The organism is Mesorhizobium sp. B2-3-11 (assembly GCF_006442215.1).
GTDB lineage: Bacteria > Pseudomonadota > Alphaproteobacteria > Rhizobiales > Rhizobiaceae > Mesorhizobium > Mesorhizobium salmacidum.
The window spans coordinates 204,219-221,176 of the sequence record NZ_VFVS01000006.1 but is presented as its reverse complement, the minus strand read 5'-3'; the positions used below and the strand labels follow the sequence as shown (position 1 = coordinate 221,176).

Below are 16,958 nucleotides of genomic sequence, written 5' to 3'. Positions count from 1 at the left end.
ATCCTCCATGGCGGTTGCACTCTTGTCGGAACGCGGCCATGGATGGTGTGTTCCGTTGCCCGGCGGCAGCGTGCCCCACTGCTGACGAAAATTGGCAGTGAAACATGCCATCATGATGCGGGGAATCGCACGATGCCGGAGGCAGGATGAGGGCGACGCCAGCGACAACGACACTGATCGGGCAGGTGCACTGATGGCACCCGTCAAGGTCGACCCCGACAAGGTGCGGGAATTTCCCGACGCGGCGAGCTTTTACGCCTGGCTCAGCGAACACCACGCCACGGAAACCGAAGTGTGGATCAAGGCGCATAAGGTCGGGTCGGGACTGAAGTCGATCACACCGAAGGAGGCCATCGATGTCGTGCTGTGCTTCGGCTGGATCGATGCCGTGCGCAAGGGGCTGGACGAGAACAGTTTCCTGCAGCGCTACACGCCGCGCGGCAAAAAAAGCATCTGGAGCAAGATCAACGTCGACAATGTGGCGCGCCTCGTCGAGGAGGGCCGCATGACCGGGCATGGGCTGAGAGAGGTCGAGGCGGCCAAGGCCGACGGGCGCTGGGCGCGCGCCTATGGCAGCGGCAAGGAGATGAAGATCCCCGATGATCTGCAGGCGGCGATCGACGCCGAGCCGGCGGCGAAGGCGATGCTGGAAAAGCTCAGCGCGCAGAACCGCTTCGCGCTCGCCTTCCGCACCCACAACATGAAGACCGAGGCTGGCCGCAAGAAGAAGATCGAAGCCTTCGTCGCGATGCTGAAGCGCGGCGCGACGATCCATCCACAGGGGAAGAAGTAGGCCCTTCAGGCGCCCGAATGCGGGTCGCTGCCGTAGGGATGGACGGGGTAGCCGGGTCCGATGGCATCGCGTACGCGGTTGGTCCATGCTGCGAACCCCGGATAGTCCGCGAGCGAAAAGCCGCAATCCCCGGCGCGGTGGCTGTAGGCATAGACGGCGATGTCGGCGATGGTGAGGTCGCTGCCGGCGAGAAACGATGCCTCGCCAAGGCTGCGGTTCAGGGCGGCGAGCGTACGGGCTCCGGCTTCGCGCTTGCCGGCAACCATGGCCTGGTTACGGTCGAGCCGTCCGGTCAGGGTCCAGAAGCGCAGCGAGCCGATGACGGGCTCGACGTTATATTGTTCGAAGAACAGCCACTGCATGACCTTGGCACGCCGGTAGCGGTCCGACGGCAGGAAGGGCGTGCCCTCGGCAAGGTAGGTGAGGATCGCATTGGATTCGGCGATGTCGCTGCCGTCCTCGAGTTGAAGGACCGGGACCGCGCCTGCCGGGTTGAGCGCCAGGAAGGCCTCGGTATGGCTCTCGCCCTCGAAAATCGAGACAAGGCGCGTAACGTGAGGGATCTTCAGCAGCCCTAGCAGGACCCGGACCTTCCAGCCGTTCTGCGACGGCAGATAATCGTGAAGCGTGAGCATGACCGGTCCTCTTGATGGGTGAACGATCGCATGTAGCTGCGCCCGCCGACACCCGATTCCTGCGCAACCAACTCATGCGCGTCATCGCATGATGACTGCTATCTCCTCCCTCTAATAAAACAGGTCCACCCGTGCCATTTTGCCCCGAGATGACCGACAAAGAGGCTTCCCATGAACACCCACAAAGTCGCCCTCGTCACCGGCGCAAATCGCGGCATCGGGCTTGAAACCGGGCGGCAACTCGCGGCGCTCGGCTTCACCGTTCTGCTCGGCGTGCGCGATCTCGCCAAGGGGGAGGCGGCGGCGAAAGGGCTCGATGGCGCTGTCGAGGCCATTGCGCTCGATGTCGCCGCGCCCGACGCTGCGGCGAGAGCAGCCGACGACGTGCAGCGCCGGTTCGGCCGGCTCGACGTGCTGATCAACAACGCCGCCATCCACTACGACACCGGCTCGCGCGCCTTGCGGCCCGACTGGACTCTCATCCGCGAGGCGTTCGAGACCAATGTCTTCGGCGCCTGGCGGGTGGCCGCCGCCTTCGCGCCGCTGCTCGGGGCGGGCGGCCATGGCAGGCTGGTCAACGTCTCCTCCGAAGGCGGTTCGCTGACCTCGATGGGCGCGGGCGCGCCAGCCTATTCGACGTCGAAGGCGACGCTCAACGCACTGACCCGCGTGCTGGCGGCCGAACTGCGCGGCTCGGGCGTGCTGGTCAACGCGATCTGCCCGGGCTGGGTCGCCACCGACATGGGCGGGCCGGGCGGGCGCCCGGTGGCGCAAGGGGCGGCGGGCATCGTGTGGGCCGCGACCTTGCCCGACGACGGCCCGACTGGCGGCTTTTTTCGCGATGGCAAGAGGCTGCCGTGGTGACGGCGAGACGCGGGCAAGTTCGGGCGGCGCCCGGCATTGCGTAACGGCGTTCAGCATCTAAATCGGGAAATTGTGCCAAACGATTGTTTTCGCATCAATCTCGCCGGACATCCGTGCATCACCTCCTCCATGGCGGGTGGACGAAGGCCGGCATGGCGGCTATTTTTTCGAGCCCGCGACCAGATCGCGCGGCGCAATCGGTCGCCGGGAGCTGTTGCCGTTGAGAAGAATTGCTTCGTGGACGATGGCGCTGATCCTCGTTGCCGTCGCCGCGTGCGTCGGGGCTGGCGCCGCCGTCGGCCAGACACAAACGCCTGCCGAGCTGCCTTTGCCGCCGGACGTGTCGTCGAAGGACATATCGGTCGGGGTAAAGGCCGCGCCGCCCTTCGCCTTCAAGCTGCGGGACGGCACCTGGTCGGGATTGAGCATCGACCTCTGGCAGAAGATGGCCGGGCGGCTCAACCTTCGCTTCCACTATGTCGAAGTGCCTGGCGTGCAGGACCAGATCGACGGCGTCGTCAGCGGCAAATTCGACGTGGCGATGGCCGCGATCACGGTCACGGCAGACCGCGAAAAGGCCGTCGACTTCACGCAGCCCTTTTTCACGACCGGGCTCGGCATCGCTACACCGCTCAACAGCCAGCCGTCATGGCGGCCGATTTTGCACGCGCTGACCTCGTTCGGCTTCCTGCAGGCCGTGCTGGCGCTGATCGTCATCTCGGTCGTGGTCGGCGTCCTGATCTGGATGTTCGAACGCCGCCACAATGAGGATTTCGGCGGCGGCGTCGCCAAGGGCCTGTTTTCAAGTATGTGGTGGTCGACGATTGCCGCGACCCAGGCCAGCACCGGCGATTTCGGTCCGCGAACCGTGCCGGGACGTGTGCTGGCCGCGCTGTGGATGATGGGATCGATCATCGCCATCGCGGTGTTCACCGCCGGCGTCACATCGGTGCTGACCGTGACGCAGATGGAAGGCATGGTGCAGGGCGAAAGCGACCTCGCCACGGTCCGGGTCGGCGCCGTGCAGAATTCCTCGACCGCGTCCTACCTGGATTCCACCCATATCCGCCATCAGGACTTTGCCACCGTCCAGCAGGGCCTGGACACGCTGCGCGCCGGCAAGATCGATGCGCTGGTCCACGACAAGCCGCTGCTTGGCTGGCTGGTCGGACAGAACTACGGCGCGAGCCTGCGGGTCCTCGACGCGACCTTCGACCAGCAGCAATATGCCATCGCCCTGCCGCTCGGCAGTAGGCTTCGCAAGCTGCTTGATGTCGCCCTGCTGCAAACCATGGAAAGCGACTGGTGGAAACAGGCGGTCTTTCAGTATCTGGGCGAGAAATAGGCTATCGGCATGAGAGCGGGGGACGGACAGCTCGCGGCATTGCGCGCAAGAAAAAGCCGCCCTCTTTCAGGACGGGTCTTCGGGTGATGGCTGTCGTCACTGATCGAGGTCCACCGGGGTCACCCCGAGGAGCTTCAGGGCGTTGGCGTAGATCCGGATGCCTTGCGCCTGCTTGCTCCCGGCGCAGAACCGGTTCGCCTTGTCCTGCAGTGCCGTTACCTCGGCGATCTGGCTCGCACTGGCACCCGGTTTGGCCTTGGCCGGGATGGCCCCGTCGAGTTGAAGGCCGAGCCGGCTGCAATATTCGGTCCGGGTGACCGCCGCCTCCGCGTCGGACTGTACGACCGCAAGCATGGCGAGCGAAATGCCTGTCAGGGCACTCATCCATCCGGTCGAACGTCGTTGTATTGCAGGCACTATCCCTTGGCGTGTCTGGCGGCCGCTGCCCGGCTGCCACGGGGATGGTTATCGCAGACGATCTTTTCGCCAGTTTTTCCCGGATGTTGAATCTTGTTTCTAGAGTGTGTCTGGAGGCCGGGTTCACACTTCGTCGGCGTCGAACAGCAGCATCGTCAGATCGTCGTCGCCCGGGGCCAATATCCGCCGGTCGGCGGCGCAGGCAACGCCGACTTCGCTGGCGAACGCGGCGCGGATGTCGTCGAGGCTGTCGAAATACAGTGTCCCCACAAGGTAAGGCATCTCGCCCGCCGAGAGTTTGACGATGGGCCGCCTGCTGACATCGTAGCGCCGCAGGCCGGGAAGCTTCTTGGCGAGCGGTATATGAACATCGAAATAGTGCCGGTCGAACGCGGCCGGATCGGCCGGGGCTTTGTAGATCACAAGCATCTTGGCCATTGCCCGTATTCCTGTCCTGTTGATGTCGATGGTCAAGCCGTGCAGGCCGCCAAACCGAAGTCGTTCGACATTGGCGGATTTCGACCGCCGGTCGATTTTTATGTGCGCGGGCCGGGGGCGGGGCTATGGGACAGCCGATTTCCCGACTTGAGGAGATCGGCGCCTCGCGCTCCCGCAGGCATCTGCGGCGCTTCTGCCTCTTCCCCCGGCACCATCATTCGCGTAAGGGCGCGGGAAAATTCCAATTCCGCATCGATACCCCCCGGAACATCATGATCAGACTTGAAAACATCGGCAAGCAGAACGGCCGTCAGCTTGTCTTCATCGAGGCGTCGGCCTCCCTGCAGAGAGGCGAGAAGATCGGCCTCGTCGGACCCAACGGTGCCGGCAAGACGACGCTGTTTCGCATGATCACCGGGCAGGAACAGCCCGATGAAGGCCAGGTGCAGGTCGATCGCGGCGTCACCATCGGCTATTTCAGCCAGGATGTCGGCGACATGGCGGGCCACAGCGCGGTGGCCGAGGTGATGAACGGCGCCGGACCGGTCAGCGACGTGGCGGCCGAGATGGCGGAACTCGAGGCGGCCATGGCCGATCCCGACCAGGCCGACCGGATGGACGAGATCATCGAACGATATGGCGAGGCGCAGCACCGCTTCGAGGAACTCGACGGCTATGCGCTGGACGGCCGCGCGCGCGAAGTGCTGGACGGTCTCGGCTTCAGCCAGGAGATGATGGACGGCGATGTCGGCAAGCTCTCGGGCGGCTGGAAGATGCGCGTGGCGCTGGCACGCATCCTGCTGATGCGGCCCGACGCCATGCTGCTCGACGAACCGTCGAACCATCTCGACCTGGAAAGCCTGATCTGGCTTGAGCAGTTCCTGAAAGGCTATGACGGCGCGCTGCTGATGACCTCGCACGACCGCGAGTTCATGAACCGCATCGTCAACAAGATCGTCGAGATCGATGCGGGATCGCTCACCGCCTATTCCGGCAATTATGAATTCTACCAGCAGCAGCGGGCGATCGCCGACAAGCAGCAGCAGGCGCAGTTCGAGCGCCAGCAGGCGATGCTGGCCAAGGAAATCGCCTTCATCGAGCGCTTCAAGGCGCGCGCCTCGCACGCAGCCCAGGTGCAGAGCCGGGTGAAGAAGCTCGACAAGATCGACCGTGTCGAACCGCCCAAGCGCCGTCAGGTGGTGAATTTCGAGTTCCAGCCGGCGCCGCGTTGCGGCGAGGATGTCGTCACCTTGAAGAACGTGCACAAGGCCTATGGCAGCCGCACCATCTATGAAGGGCTCGACTTCCAGGTCCGCCGCCGCGAGCGTTGGTGCATCATGGGCGTCAACGGTGCCGGCAAGTCGACGCTGTTGAAGCTGGTGGCCGGCGCCTCCGATCCCGATACAGGCACGGTGGCGCGGGGCCCGAGCGTGAAAATGGGCTATTTCGCCCAGCACGCCATGGAGTTGCTGGAAGGCGAGCGCACCGTGTTCCAGACGCTGGAAGACAATTTCCCGCAGGCCGGCCAGGCGCCGCTTCGGGCACTTGCCGGCTGTTTCGGGTTTTCCGGCGACGAGATCGAGAAGAAATGCCGGGTGCTGTCGGGTGGCGAGAAGGCGCGGCTGGTGATGGCGCTCATGCTGTTCGACCCGCCCAACCTGCTAGTGCTGGACGAGCCGACCAACCATCTGGACATCACCACCAAGCAGATGCTGATCGAGGCGCTGTCGCAATATGAAGGCACGATGCTGTTCGTCTCGCACGACCGGCATTTCCTGGCCGCGCTGTCGAACCGCGTTCTCGAATTGACGCCCGAAGGCATCCACACCTATGGCGGCGGCTATACGGAATATGTCGAGCGCACTGGACAGGAAGCGCCGGGGCTGAGGAGCTGAGCGGGTAGGGGCGCCGTTCGCCGAAGCGAGACCTAAAGCAGGCCGTGTTTCCTGAATTCGGCCTGCTCGTCCCCGCTGATCCAGCCGAACACCTTCAGCTTCCCGTCTCGCCTCTCGAGGAGATAGCTGACCTCGAAATCAATAGTAATGAGAGCCGCCTTCTTGTTGTGGTACTCCCCGGCCCATTGCACCTTTGCCACGCAGTGGTCCTGATCGATCGGCGTCCCGGATACATCCCTGCACGTCATCTTCCCGGCGCCCATCGCCCTGTAGCCCTCGAAGCCCTTCTTCATGATTTCGATCAGTTGCTTGCCGTTTTCGCCGGCCATTACCGCGCCAGGGGTGACTGAGATGAAAGCGGACGAATAGATGTCGGCGACATCCTTCAAACCGGCATCCGACAAGAGCGCGTCATTGTAGAATTTCGCATAGGCCTCGAAGAATTTCGCGACCTCGGCTTTGGCGATCATCGTCTTCCTCTCCCCCGAACGGGACGGGAAACCGCTTCACACTTCTCCGGGAACCGCTCCGAGGGGTGAGGCGCCTACCTCAGCGAGATGCTCATGCCGCTGAGATCCGCGTTCACCTGCAGGCCCACCTGTCTGCCCGTGAGTTGGAGTTGGGCGCCCTTGTCGTTGGTCATCACGATCACCTGAGCGCCTCTGCCGAGCGTGCCGCCGCCGCCGGCCGCGCCATATACGCCAGCCACGTCCCGGGCGCGCCTGATGTGGCGCACGGTGCCCTGGAAATAGGTCTTGGAAACGCCGAAGGCGAGGCCGCCCGAGACGCCGCCGATCGAGATCGGATATTTCCGGCCATGGAAGGTCAGCGTGCCCTCGCCACCGGAGCCGCCGACGAAGAAAGCCGCCTTGTAGACGGAGAAGCGGATCGTGCCGCTGTCGGCATGCGCGGCGCTGGCAAGGCTGACGCCTACCGTGGCGATCGCGGCTACGGCGATTGAACGAAATCCGGACGAAATAGTCATGATGGGAACTCCTGAAGGTGGCCGTCGGCAAGAATGGTCGGCGTGGCATCAAAGTTACAACTGAACAGTCTCGCTCATAATTGGTTCCAAGCGGCGGTCTGAATCTGGCGGCGGGAAGCCCGCCACGAAAAGAGGCCAGGCTCTCTGGTCGCGGCGGTCTTCTTGTGGGATGGAGACGTCGGTGTCCGCTCCACGGCGGTTGGCAAAGGGGTTCGGTATGAGAATTGCGACGGGGCTTGTAATGTCCGCATTGGCCGCGACAATGGCTGGATGCGCGACGTCTCCGGTCGACTATGGAGCCTCGCTTTCGCAGCAGGACCAGAAATGGGCGAAGCCGCAATGCCAGCAAGCCCGGGCGGCGGCTTCGGACTACGCGGTCCGCGAAAAACAGCACCCGGGTTGGGAATTCGTCGCACTTGGCCCCTACGGGTTGGGGATCATAGCGGCGACCAAGGAGCACGAGCAGAAGCAACGAAAGCTGCTCGCCCGCGACGTGCATCTGCAGTGTTCGAGCCTACCCCTTCCGAAGGAATTGCAAGGTGATTTGAGCCCTGCCAGTCCAACCCCGGCGAAATATCCATAGCTGGGAACGGTTGCGGATGCGACCTCGACGAAAAACCGTTACACGCTTTTCCTGGGAGTTGCTCTAACGTAGCAATCCGTCCGCCTCGAATGTGTCCCAGCCTTCCAGCTTTGGCGCATCGTCCTTTCCCGCATTTCTGGTCTTGCGGGCGTTGCCCGTCCGCTTGCCTGCTCGTGTCAGTGCGGCCTTGCCGGCCCCACGCCGTCTGTTCTCGGACACTTCCAGCGCATCCTCCTCCCGCCAGGCGGTCGCCAGGTCACGATCGAGAACGTCCTCGATGTGGCGTGGATCGAAGACGTGGAAGGTCACAGCCTTGGATCGCCCGCGCATCTTCACGGTACGCGTGCCAATGCTTTTCAGGCGACCATCCCTGAGCCATTTGTGCCGCTCTCGGGAGGAGATGGTGAGGATGTCCTCTGCCTCTCGCGGAAGCACGGGCAGTGCCTCGATTCCCTCCAGCGTCCTGGAGATGGTTGCCGAGGCAGTCTTGAATGCATCCGCGTCGGTTCGCATCATGCGCAAGACGACGCGGCCCGTCTCGGCCTTGGCAAATTTCCGCACCGTCCACGGCAGGCGGGCCCGAACTTCGCGTTCGATCCCCTTCAGGCGCAAGGAAGACCCAAGCGTCGCCGCTGGCGGCAGCAGCCATTCGGCGACCATTGACGCGGTGCCCGTGCCTTGCTCGGCCATGCGATCAGGGGCGGTGGCAATTTTCGCCGCGATGCCGCTCAGGATCTTCCGAATGGAGCCGCGCTTCTTGTCCGCCATGTTTCGTTTTCGCTCATCGAGTGCTTTCGTGGAAGCACAGTTCGCACAGCGGACAACCGAAATCAGGGTCGAACAGTTCCCTAGGCATGCGCAGGCGGAGGACTATTGACTTCATCTGGGCAACCTCCATGCAAGCGGCCCTGGACAGGTGGTCCAACGAACCGCAGGGTGGTTCCAATATTGCGTCAGGGACTTCGCAAGGAGCGCTTGCCCACAACGACAGGTCAGATCGTTGCGAAATTGAAATTCCCGAGGCGCTGACCACAGCTCTCTTCGTCCCATCGACGCCTGATCGATCGTTGGAATTGCACTTGGTCCGAGTCGGCGGGCGATCCTATTACCCTCGAGGCCGTGATGGCATGTGTTGGGCGACGGCGCCCTGGACTGGGCCGCCGTCGATAAGCAAGAAGTCCGGTGCCGCTTTTGGCAAACACATCGTCCGGTGTTCCAGCATATTGTGCTGGCGAATAAGCTTGAGACAAGGCGGTTCCGAACAACAATGGCTAGGCGGTTTGCGTTTCTCCTGGTGCGCGACTTCACGCTGTCGCCGCTGTCGCTGTTCATCGACACGCTGCGGCTGGCGGGCGATGAGGGCGATCGCAGCCGCAGGATAGAGTTCGACTGGGAGATCGTCGGCGAACGCGGTCTGCCGATCCGGGCAAGTTGCGGCGTCGAACTGCTGCCGACCGGGGGGATCGGCAATCCCGAGGATTTCGATAATGTCGTCGTGGTCGGCGGCCTGCTCGACACCAACCGCAGCCTGAGTTCCGAAAAGGAGGCCTTCCTGTTGCGGGCCGCAGGGAAGGGCGTGCCGCTGACGGCGCTCTGCACGGGCAGCTTCGTGCTGGCGCGCTACGGCCTGCTCGATGGCTATAGCGCCGCCGTCAGCTGGTTCCACATCAAGGATTTCCGCAGCCGGTTCCCGGAGGTCAACGCCCATGCCGACAGCCTGTTTACCGTCGACCGTGGCCGCTCGACATGCGCGGGCGGCACGGGTGCCGCCGACCTTGCAGGCCATTTCGTGTCCGAGTTCATCGGCCGGAAGGCGGCGGAAAAGGCCGCCAAGATCCTGGTGCTCGACCGGATCAGAAGCAGCAGGGATGTGCAGCCCGTCGGCGACCTGTTTCCGGAGGCGTCGAGCCGGGCGGTGAAGCGCGCTTTGCTGTTGATGGAGAGCAACCTCCAGGAGACGCTGTCTGTCGCCGAGATCGCGACCCGCCTGAACTGCTCGCGGCGCCAGCTCGAACGGCTTTTCGGGCTGGAACTGGGCATCGGCCCGATGGCGGCATATCTCGCGTTACGAGTGCACCATGCGAAGTCGCTGCTCGCAGGCAGCGACCTGCAGATCGGCGAAATCGCCTACCGCTGCGGCTTTACCAATGCCGGCCATTTCAGCCGCGTGTTCCGCCAGCAGACCGGCACCACGCCAACCTATCTCAGGCATCCCAACCGCAGGCCCGGCGGCGCGACGATACAATGAAGTCCGCTACGTGCGGCGCCTATGAAATCCGCTGGCCGTCCTCGTCGAGCAGAACGCAGCCCTCGGGATCGAATCCGAGGTCGGCCGTCTCGCCTTCGCGAAGGACGCGGCCATTGATCGGCGCGTTGGCGCGGAGGCTGGTCTTGCCGCCGATGTCGATCTCGTAGATTGCGCTGCCGCCCAGATACGAGGCCGAGACGACACGACCAGTGAGCCGGTTGACGCTCGTTCCAGCACCGACCGAAAATTTCTGCGGCCGCACTACCACGGTGATCTTGCTGCCGTCGCCAAGCGGCCTTGGACAAGCCACGTTGATGGTCTGGCCGGTGGCAAGCACCACCGCTTGGCCGGACCTGCTCACGGTCCCGGCAAGCATGTTGGCCTTGCCGAGGAAGTCGGCGACGAAGGCCGTGGCCGGCGTCTCATAGACCTCCTCCGGAGTGCCGATCTGTTCCACCGCGCCGGCGTTCATCACCACGATGCGATCCGACATGGAGAGCGCTTCTTCCTGGTCGTGCGTGACGAAGATGGCGGTGATGCCCGTTTCCTTCTGGATCTTCTTGATCTCGACGCGCATCTCCTCGCGCATGTTGGCGTCCAGCGCCGATAGCGGTTCGTCCAGCAGCAGCACCTGCGGCTCGAAGACGATGGCGCGGGCAAGCGCGATGCGCTGCTGCTGCCCGCCCGACAGCTGCGACGGCAGCTTCTTCTCGCTGCCCGGCAGCCGCACCATTTCGAGCGCCTTGCCGACCCTGCGGGCGATCTCTGGCTTTGGCACGTTGCGGTACTTCAGGCCGAAGGCGACGTTGTCGAACACGTTCTTGTGCGGGAACAGCGCGTAGCTCTGGAAGACCAGCCCGATGTTGCGCTTGTAGATCGGGACGTCGTCGACCCGCCGCCCGTCGATCATGATCTGGCCGCCCGAAATATCGACCAGGCCGGCTATGGAGCGCAGGATCGTGGTCTTGCCGCAGCCCGAGGGCCCGAGCAAGGTGACGAAGCTGCCCTTGCGGATCGAGAGCGAGAAATCGCGCACCGCGACGAACTTGCCGTAGGCGATGTCGATATCGCGGAACTCGACCGCCGGGCTGTTCGCCTCGGCGGCCGCGCTCGCGCCGGCTGCCCCGGCCAGGACAGGCCGGGGATGGAGTGTCGTGCCCTGGCTTTCAGGCACCTTTGGAGATCCTGTTCCACTGCTTGGTCCAGGCGTCCTCGTTGGTCGCCCAGTAGGTCGGATCGGCGAAGGTCAGCGACTTCATCGTGCCGGTCTTGTCGAACGCCGGCAGTTTCTCGATCTTCTCGGTCAGCTTGACCTTGTTCGGGTCGAGCGACGGCGGATAGCTCTGGCCCTCGGCCACCGCGATCGAGGTCGCCGGGTCGAGCATGAAGTTGATCAGCTCCTCGCACTCGGCCATGGGCGAGCCCTTCAGGATCAGCATGTCCTCCATCCAGGCGTAGGAGCCGGCCGGATCGAGATAGCCGATCGGATGGCCCTGGTCCTGCAGCGCGGCGACCCGTCCCGACCACGCATCGGTCACCACGATCTCGCCCTTGGAAAGCAGGTCCATCAGCTCCGCGCCGGAGCTCCAGAACTTCTTGGCGAGGTCGCGCGTCTCGCGCACCTTGGCCCAGATGGCATCCATGTCCTTGAGGTTATTGGGATCCTGTCCGGTGGCAAGCGCCGCATACCAGACGCGCGTCGTCATGTCGGAATAGCCGCCGACCTTGCCGGCATATTTCTTGTCGAGAAGCAGGGCCGCGCCTTTTTCCTTGGCTTCCTCCGGCGAGATCACCTTGGTGTTGTAGGCGATACCCGTCGTGCCATAGTCGTAGGGTATGGCCGAAAGCTTTGGCGTCAGCTTGCGGAACGGCTCGATCATCGGCTGCAGCACATTCGCCATGTTGGGAATGTTGGCCTCGTTGATCTCCGAGGTCAGGCCGGCGTTCACATATTTGATGTAGTAGTTGACGCCCGAGGAATGGATGACCTGGTAGTCGCCGGGCTTGGCGGTCTTGATCTTGGTGATGATCTCGTCCTCGTCGCCGAACGTGCCCTGGACCACCTTGATCTTGGTCTTGGTCGTGTAGGGCTGGAAGGCGAACTTGTCGATCGCGTCCTGCACCGTGCCGCCCCAGCCGTCGAAGCGAACCTCCTGGACCGCGGCGAGCGCCCGGCCCATCCACGGTATGGAAAGGCCCGCCGATGCCGCCGCGGCGGCGGTCAGTGTCAGGAAAGTGCGGCGGCTCAGGTCGCCATTGGCGTATCGGTCGTGCAGCCGTTCCAGCCGCTTCGTGGTGGTGAGTTTCATTGTGTTTCCTCCTTTGGTTCGCCACGTCTTCTCAGTTTTGTCAGGCTTTGCAGGATCAGGCCGCCAAACAGCGGGATGCCGACGGTCACAAGGATCATCACGGTGCCGAGTGCGTTGATTTCCGGACTGATCGAGATCTTGAGCATGGAAAGGATCTGGGTGGGCATAGTCTCGACGCCGGCCGGCCGCCAAAACAGGCTGGCCGAGGTGTTGTCGAACGAGATGGTGAAGGCGAGCAGCGCGCCGCCCACCACGGCCGGAATGAGCAGCGGCAGCGTGACCTCGCGGAACGACGAAAAGCGCGAGGCGCCGAGCGACAGCGCCGCCTCCTCATAGACGCGCCGGATGCCGATCATGCGCGCCTGCGCGATCAGCACCACATAGGGCACGGCAAGCAGGATATGACCGAGCACCAGGAGCAGCATGGTCCTCGGCTGGTCGACCGCCTTGATCAGCACCAGCAGGCCGACGCCGAGGATGGTTTCGGGCACCAGCGCCGGCAGGATCACCAGCGTGCTCAGCGCCTGCTTGCCGCGAAAATCGAAGCGCACCAAGGCAAATGCCGTGGTGACGCCGACGGCGGTGGTGACGATCGCGGTGACCAAGGCGATCCACAAGGACGTGCGAAAGGCGGCCAGCACCGCCTCGTTGGCCATCAGCTTGCCGTACCATTGCAGGCTGAAGCCGGTCATCGGGAAGCCGCCGAACATCGAGGCGTTGAAAGACAGGATCACCGTCGCCACGATCGGCGCGAACATGAAGATGTAGACGCAGACCGTGACGAAGCCGGTCAGCCGCCAGGCCCATCTGCCTTCCTGCTTGCGCCGTGTTCCTCTCATCCGCCAAGCCCCATCATCCGCCAAGCCCTTTGACGATCTGCGACATGCCCATGTAGCGCGTGTAGACGGCGGCGAAGAAGCCGAGCACGACGAACAGCACGATCGAAAGCGTGGCGCCCATCGGCCAGTTCAGCTCGCCCATGATGGTGTCGTAGATCAGGTTGCCGAACAGCGCGTCGCGGCCCGAGCCGAGAAGCTGCGGCGTCACATAGCTGCCGGCGGCCAGCACGAAGCAGAGCAGCAGGCCCGCCGCAAGGCCTGGCAGCGACAGCGGCAGCGTGACCTCTCGGAACGCCTGCGCGCTTGTGCAGCCCATCGAGCGGGCCGCAGAAATCAACGTGCGATCAATGCTCTCCAGGCTGACATAGACGTTGAGGATCATGTAGGGCAGCAGAAAATGCAGCATGCCCAGGATGACCGCGCCCTCGTTGTAGAGCATCGGCAACGGCTCGTTGACGATGCCCATTTTGAGCAGCGCGACATTGATGACGCCCTGTTCGCCCAGGATGTTGATCCAGGAGAAGGTGCGGATGGTGAAGCTGATCCAGAACGGCACGATCAGCAAAAGCAACAGCAGCCATTTGTGCTTGAAGGTCGTGGCCCAGATGAAATAGGCGGGAAAATAGCCGAGCACGCCGCAAAGCAGCGCCGTCATGGCCCCGACTCTCAAGGTCTTCAGAAGGAAGCCGTGATAGTAGCTGTCGGTGAGGAATTCATGCCAGTTCGCGGTCGTCAACGCGCTCGTTTCCACGCCGGCGGTGACGAAGGTGAAGAAGGTGTAGGCGCCCATCACGGCGATCGGCAGCACCAGGAAAAGGATCAGCAGCAGGAGCACCGGTGCGATGAGCATCCAGGCCAGCCGTGGATCATACAATGTCCATCGTCGTTTCATGAGCACCCGGAGCGCTTTCTTTGAAGCGCCTGTTTTGTTCCCGGACCAAGATTGAGGGATTGGAGGCGCGATGTCCACAGTCGGCGATTGAGCCAGTGGACTTCAGCGTGTCGGCCCGATGGACCAGAATAATTATCGGCGAACGCAATACCGCGGCTGGGCATCTATCCGATGCGTTTGCCGGCGGCAGCCGTCTTCTACGCCGGCAGGCCGGCGACGCGCAGGGCGTCGGTGACATCGTCGATTATGCCAGGCGCGATTCCGACGGCGGTGGCCCAGCGGCCGATGGTGAAATGCGGATCGAGCGCCATGAGCCGTGCGGCCGACGCTCTTGCCTCCTCGATCCGTCCGAGCCTCGCCAGCGGCGCGGCCAGCCAGCCATGCAGGATGCTGAAACCAGGGTTCAGCTCCACCGCCCGCCGACCGGCCGCGATGGCCTGTTCGTGCCGGCCGGACAGAAAATTGCCGAAGCCGATGATGCCTTGCGGCACGCAGCTCATGGCGTCGAGCGGGGAGAGCCGCATCGCCTGCTCGCACCAGTCGATGGCGCGCGCCGCACCGCCGCCATAGGCCACCGGCACGCAGCCAAAAGTGTAGACGAAGGCACAGGAGGCGCTGAGCGACAGGGCCTGCGCGAACATCTCGTTGGCCAGCCCGCGGTCATGCTCGACCAGACCGATTGTGAAGCCGGCCAAGGCCAGCGCCATCGCGTCGCCCGAGCCGTGCTCGATCGCCGCATGGGCATGGTGCGACGCCTTCTGGCGATGCTCCGCCAGCATGCCGCCGCGGATGAAAAGGGTTTGATGCGCCCAGGCGGCAAAGCCATGGGCGAGCGCATAACTCGGCTCGATGGCCAATGCCTGGTCGAGCAGAGGCAGTCCCTTGGCCGCGCCTTGGGGCATGAAGGTGTAGACATCGGGCAGAGCGCGCAGAAAAAGGTCGTAGGCGTCGAGACTGTCGGGCCGCTGGCGCTTGACACGTTCGATCTCGGCCCGGCGCAAATTGGGCTCGATGGCCGCGACCACGCTGATGGTGATCTCGTCCTGCAGCGCGAACACGTCGGTCAACTCGCGATCGTAGCGTTCGGCCCACAGATGGCTGCCGTCCTCAGCGTCGATCAGCTGCCCTGTGATGCGCACGCGGCTGCCGACCTTGCGGACCGAGCCTTCCAGCACATAGCGCACGCCGAGTTCGCGCCCGACCTGCTTCACGTCGACGGCGCGGCCCTTGTAGGTGAAGCTCGAATTCCGCGCGATGACGAACAGCCAGCGGATGCGCGACAGGCCGGTGACGATGTCCTCGGCCATGCCGTCGGCAAAATAGTCCTGATCCGCGTCGCCGCTCATGTTCACGAAAGGCAGAACGGCGATGGAGGGGCGGGCGGGAATGCCGAGGCCAGGCTTGGGTGTCCCCACCGGCGCTGCCGCCTCGGCGCCGGCTTCCTCGCGTACGGTGCCGACGAAACGAAAGCCCCGGCGCAGGATGGTACGGACGAGGCGCTGCTGCTCGCCATTGTCCTGAAGGGCGCCGCGGGCGGCATTGACACGGCTGGCAAGCGTGGCGTCGGAGACGATTCGTCCCCGCCAGACCGCATCGACCAAATCGTCCTTGCTGACCACCCGCTCGCGATTGCGGATCAGATATTGCAGGAGATCGAACACCTGCGGCTCGACGGGGACCAGCTCGTTGCCCCTGCGTAGTTCGCGCCGGTCGCCGTCCAGAGCGAAGTCCTCGAAAAGATACGGCAAATTGCTGGCTCCAGATGGGGCGGAAACGCTGACCTGGACACTGTAGACGTGTCGTGGGCGCAAAATCAAAGCCCTCTCAAGACAAAATCAAGAGGTCCTGAAGGTCACCTCAAAGCGAGCGCGGCGGACCCGGCGCATAGTCCTCCTGCAACCAACGCAAACAACGATTTGAAAAGGAGAACTCAAATGTCCAACACCGCGGCAAATTCGGTCGTCCTCGTCCATGGCGGCTTTGTCGACGGCTCCGGCTGGGAAGGGGTCCATAACCAGCTCAAGGAGGACGGCTACGACGTCACCATCGTCCAGAACCCGACCACCTCGCTCGCCGACGACGTCGCTTTCACCAAGCGCGCCATCGCCGCCGCTCCCGGCAACGTCATCCTGGTCGGCCACTCCTATGGCGGCGTCGTGGTGTCGGAAGCCGGCACCGATCCCAAGGTTTCAGCCGTCGTCTACATCGCGGCCTTCGCCGCCGATGCCGGCGAGTCGGTCTCGACCCTCATCGCCAACCCGCCTCCCGGCGCCGCCGTGCCGCCGATCCTGCCGCCCGTCGACGGCTTCCTGATGCTCGACGAGGCCAAGTTCGCCGCCTCGTTCGCCGCCGACGTCCGTCCTTCGCTCGCCTCCTTCATGGCGGACTCGCAGGTGCCGTGGGCCGTGGCCGCACTCGAAGGCAAGGTCACCAAGCCGGCCTGGAGGGTGAAGCCGAGCTGGTATCTCGTCGCTACCGACGACCATATGATCCCGCCGCCGGCACAGCGCCAGATGGCAAATCGGGCCGGCGCGACGACGGTGGAAGTGCCCGGCAGCCACGCGGTCTACGTTTCCGATCCCGCATCCGTCGCCAAGCTGATCAAGGACGCAGCCGCCAGCGTCGGCGGGAACTGAACCGGCCTCCCTCCAACAAAAGGCCTGGCCTCCCAAAAAGGCCTGGGCGTCCGGCGGCGCCCAGGTCTTTGCCTGTTCC

18 protein-coding genes are annotated in these 16,958 nt (G+C 63.8%); 7 read left to right on the top strand and 11 right to left on the bottom strand.

Translation table 11 applies throughout. The features are described 5' to 3' along the window. Positions 1-193 precede the first annotated feature (193 nt). The gene (locus FJ960_RS11315) at positions 194-793 is read left to right on the top strand and encodes a YdeI/OmpD-associated family protein (protein WP_140713914.1); all 600 of its coding nucleotides are present in this window, start codon (positions 194-196) and stop codon (positions 791-793) included. A gap of 5 nt (positions 794-798) precedes the next feature. On the opposite strand, the gene FJ960_RS11310 is transcribed toward FJ960_RS11315, so the two are convergent. Continuing rightward, complete coding sequence (locus tag FJ960_RS11310) at positions 799-1,428, bottom strand: glutathione S-transferase family protein (protein WP_140713912.1); 630 nt, start codon at positions 1,426-1,428, stop codon at positions 799-801. A gap of 171 nt (positions 1,429-1,599) precedes the next feature. On the opposite strand from FJ960_RS11310, the gene FJ960_RS11305 reads away from it, so the two are divergent. Both FJ960_RS11305 and FJ960_RS11300 read left to right on the top strand, forming a co-directional pair. After that, positions 1,600-2,292 carry an SDR family NAD(P)-dependent oxidoreductase gene (locus tag FJ960_RS11305; RefSeq protein ID WP_140713910.1) on the top strand — a complete coding sequence of 231 codons (693 nt, stop codon included), beginning with the start codon at positions 1,600-1,602 and terminating at the stop codon, positions 2,290-2,292. Between the two features lie 220 nt (positions 2,293-2,512). Further along, a complete protein-coding gene (locus FJ960_RS11300) occupies positions 2,513-3,637 on the top strand; it encodes a transporter substrate-binding domain-containing protein (protein ID WP_246672721.1) in 1,125 nt (374 codons plus the stop codon). Positions 3,638-3,733: 96 nt separating this feature from the next. On the opposite strand, the gene FJ960_RS11295 is transcribed toward FJ960_RS11300, so the two are convergent. Both FJ960_RS11295 and FJ960_RS11290 read right to left on the bottom strand, forming a co-directional pair. After that, on the bottom strand, positions 3,734-4,021 hold the full coding sequence (locus tag FJ960_RS11295; RefSeq protein WP_140713908.1) for a hypothetical protein: 288 nt from the start codon (positions 4,019-4,021) through the stop codon (positions 3,734-3,736). A 156-nt stretch (positions 4,022-4,177) separates the two neighbouring features. After that, entirely contained in the window at positions 4,178-4,528 is a 351-nt protein-coding gene (locus tag FJ960_RS11290; RefSeq protein ID WP_246672719.1) for an EthD family reductase, read from the bottom strand. Positions 4,529-4,764: 236 nt separating this feature from the next. On the opposite strand from FJ960_RS11290, the gene FJ960_RS11285 reads away from it, so the two are divergent. Continuing rightward, positions 4,765-6,387, top strand: a complete 1,623-nt coding sequence (locus tag FJ960_RS11285) for an ABC-F family ATP-binding cassette domain-containing protein (RefSeq protein WP_140713906.1) — start codon at positions 4,765-4,767, stop codon at positions 6,385-6,387. A 32-nt stretch (positions 6,388-6,419) separates the two neighbouring features. Here the strand turns inward: FJ960_RS11285 and FJ960_RS11280 are convergent, their stop codons facing one another. Together FJ960_RS11280 and FJ960_RS11275 are read right to left on the bottom strand one after the other, a co-directional pair. Next, entirely contained in the window at positions 6,420-6,857 is a 438-nt protein-coding gene (locus FJ960_RS11280) for a nuclear transport factor 2 family protein (protein ID WP_140713905.1), read from the bottom strand. Between the two features lie 74 nt (positions 6,858-6,931). Continuing rightward, the gene (locus tag FJ960_RS11275) at positions 6,932-7,372 is read right to left on the bottom strand and encodes a hypothetical protein (protein ID WP_140713903.1); all 441 of its coding nucleotides are present in this window, start codon (positions 7,370-7,372) and stop codon (positions 6,932-6,934) included. A 217-nt stretch (positions 7,373-7,589) separates the two neighbouring features. On the opposite strand from FJ960_RS11275, the gene FJ960_RS11270 reads away from it, so the two are divergent. After that, on the top strand, positions 7,590-7,955 hold the full coding sequence (locus FJ960_RS11270; RefSeq protein ID WP_140508687.1) for a hypothetical protein: 366 nt from the start codon (positions 7,590-7,592) through the stop codon (positions 7,953-7,955). A gap of 63 nt (positions 7,956-8,018) precedes the next feature. On the opposite strand, the gene FJ960_RS11265 is transcribed toward FJ960_RS11270, so the two are convergent. Beyond that, a complete protein-coding gene (locus tag FJ960_RS11265; protein ID WP_140713901.1) occupies positions 8,019-8,723 on the bottom strand; it encodes a hypothetical protein in 705 nt (234 codons plus the stop codon). 499 nt (positions 8,724-9,222) lie between these two features. Between FJ960_RS11265 and FJ960_RS11260 the strand changes: the two genes are divergently transcribed. Beyond that, complete coding sequence (locus FJ960_RS11260) at positions 9,223-10,203, top strand: GlxA family transcriptional regulator (protein WP_140713899.1); 981 nt, start codon at positions 9,223-9,225, stop codon at positions 10,201-10,203. 19 nt (positions 10,204-10,222) lie between these two features. Here FJ960_RS11260 and FJ960_RS11255 read toward each other — a convergent pair whose 3' ends face one another. From FJ960_RS11255 to FJ960_RS11235, 5 genes are all read right to left on the bottom strand, one after another. Further along, positions 10,223-11,377 carry an ABC transporter ATP-binding protein gene (locus tag FJ960_RS11255; protein WP_140713897.1) on the bottom strand — a complete coding sequence of 385 codons (1,155 nt, stop codon included), beginning with the start codon at positions 11,375-11,377 and terminating at the stop codon, positions 10,223-10,225. After that, positions 11,370-12,512, bottom strand: coding sequence for an ABC transporter substrate-binding protein (locus FJ960_RS11250; protein WP_140508611.1), 1,143 nt, complete (start codon positions 12,510-12,512; stop codon positions 11,370-11,372). Before FJ960_RS11250 ends, FJ960_RS11255 begins: the two co-directional genes overlap by 8 nt. After that, positions 12,509-13,351 (bottom strand): ABC transporter permease, encoded by an 843-nt coding sequence (locus FJ960_RS11245; RefSeq protein ID WP_140713895.1) that lies wholly within the window; start codon positions 13,349-13,351, stop codon positions 12,509-12,511. The genes FJ960_RS11250 and FJ960_RS11245 overlap by 4 nt, the downstream gene beginning before the upstream one ends. Positions 13,352-13,364: 13 nt before the next feature. Further along, the gene (locus tag FJ960_RS11240) at positions 13,365-14,201 is read right to left on the bottom strand and encodes an ABC transporter permease (protein WP_246672717.1); all 837 of its coding nucleotides are present in this window, start codon (positions 14,199-14,201) and stop codon (positions 13,365-13,367) included. 239 nt (positions 14,202-14,440) lie between these two features. Continuing rightward, positions 14,441-15,991 (bottom strand): winged helix-turn-helix domain-containing protein, encoded by a 1,551-nt coding sequence (locus FJ960_RS11235; protein ID WP_140713891.1) that lies wholly within the window; start codon positions 15,989-15,991, stop codon positions 14,441-14,443. Between the two features lie 186 nt (positions 15,992-16,177). Between FJ960_RS11235 and FJ960_RS11230 the strand changes: the two genes are divergently transcribed. After that, positions 16,178-16,879 (top strand): alpha/beta hydrolase, encoded by a 702-nt coding sequence (locus FJ960_RS11230; protein WP_140713889.1) that lies wholly within the window; start codon positions 16,178-16,180, stop codon positions 16,877-16,879. Positions 16,880-16,958: the final 79 nt, after the last annotated feature.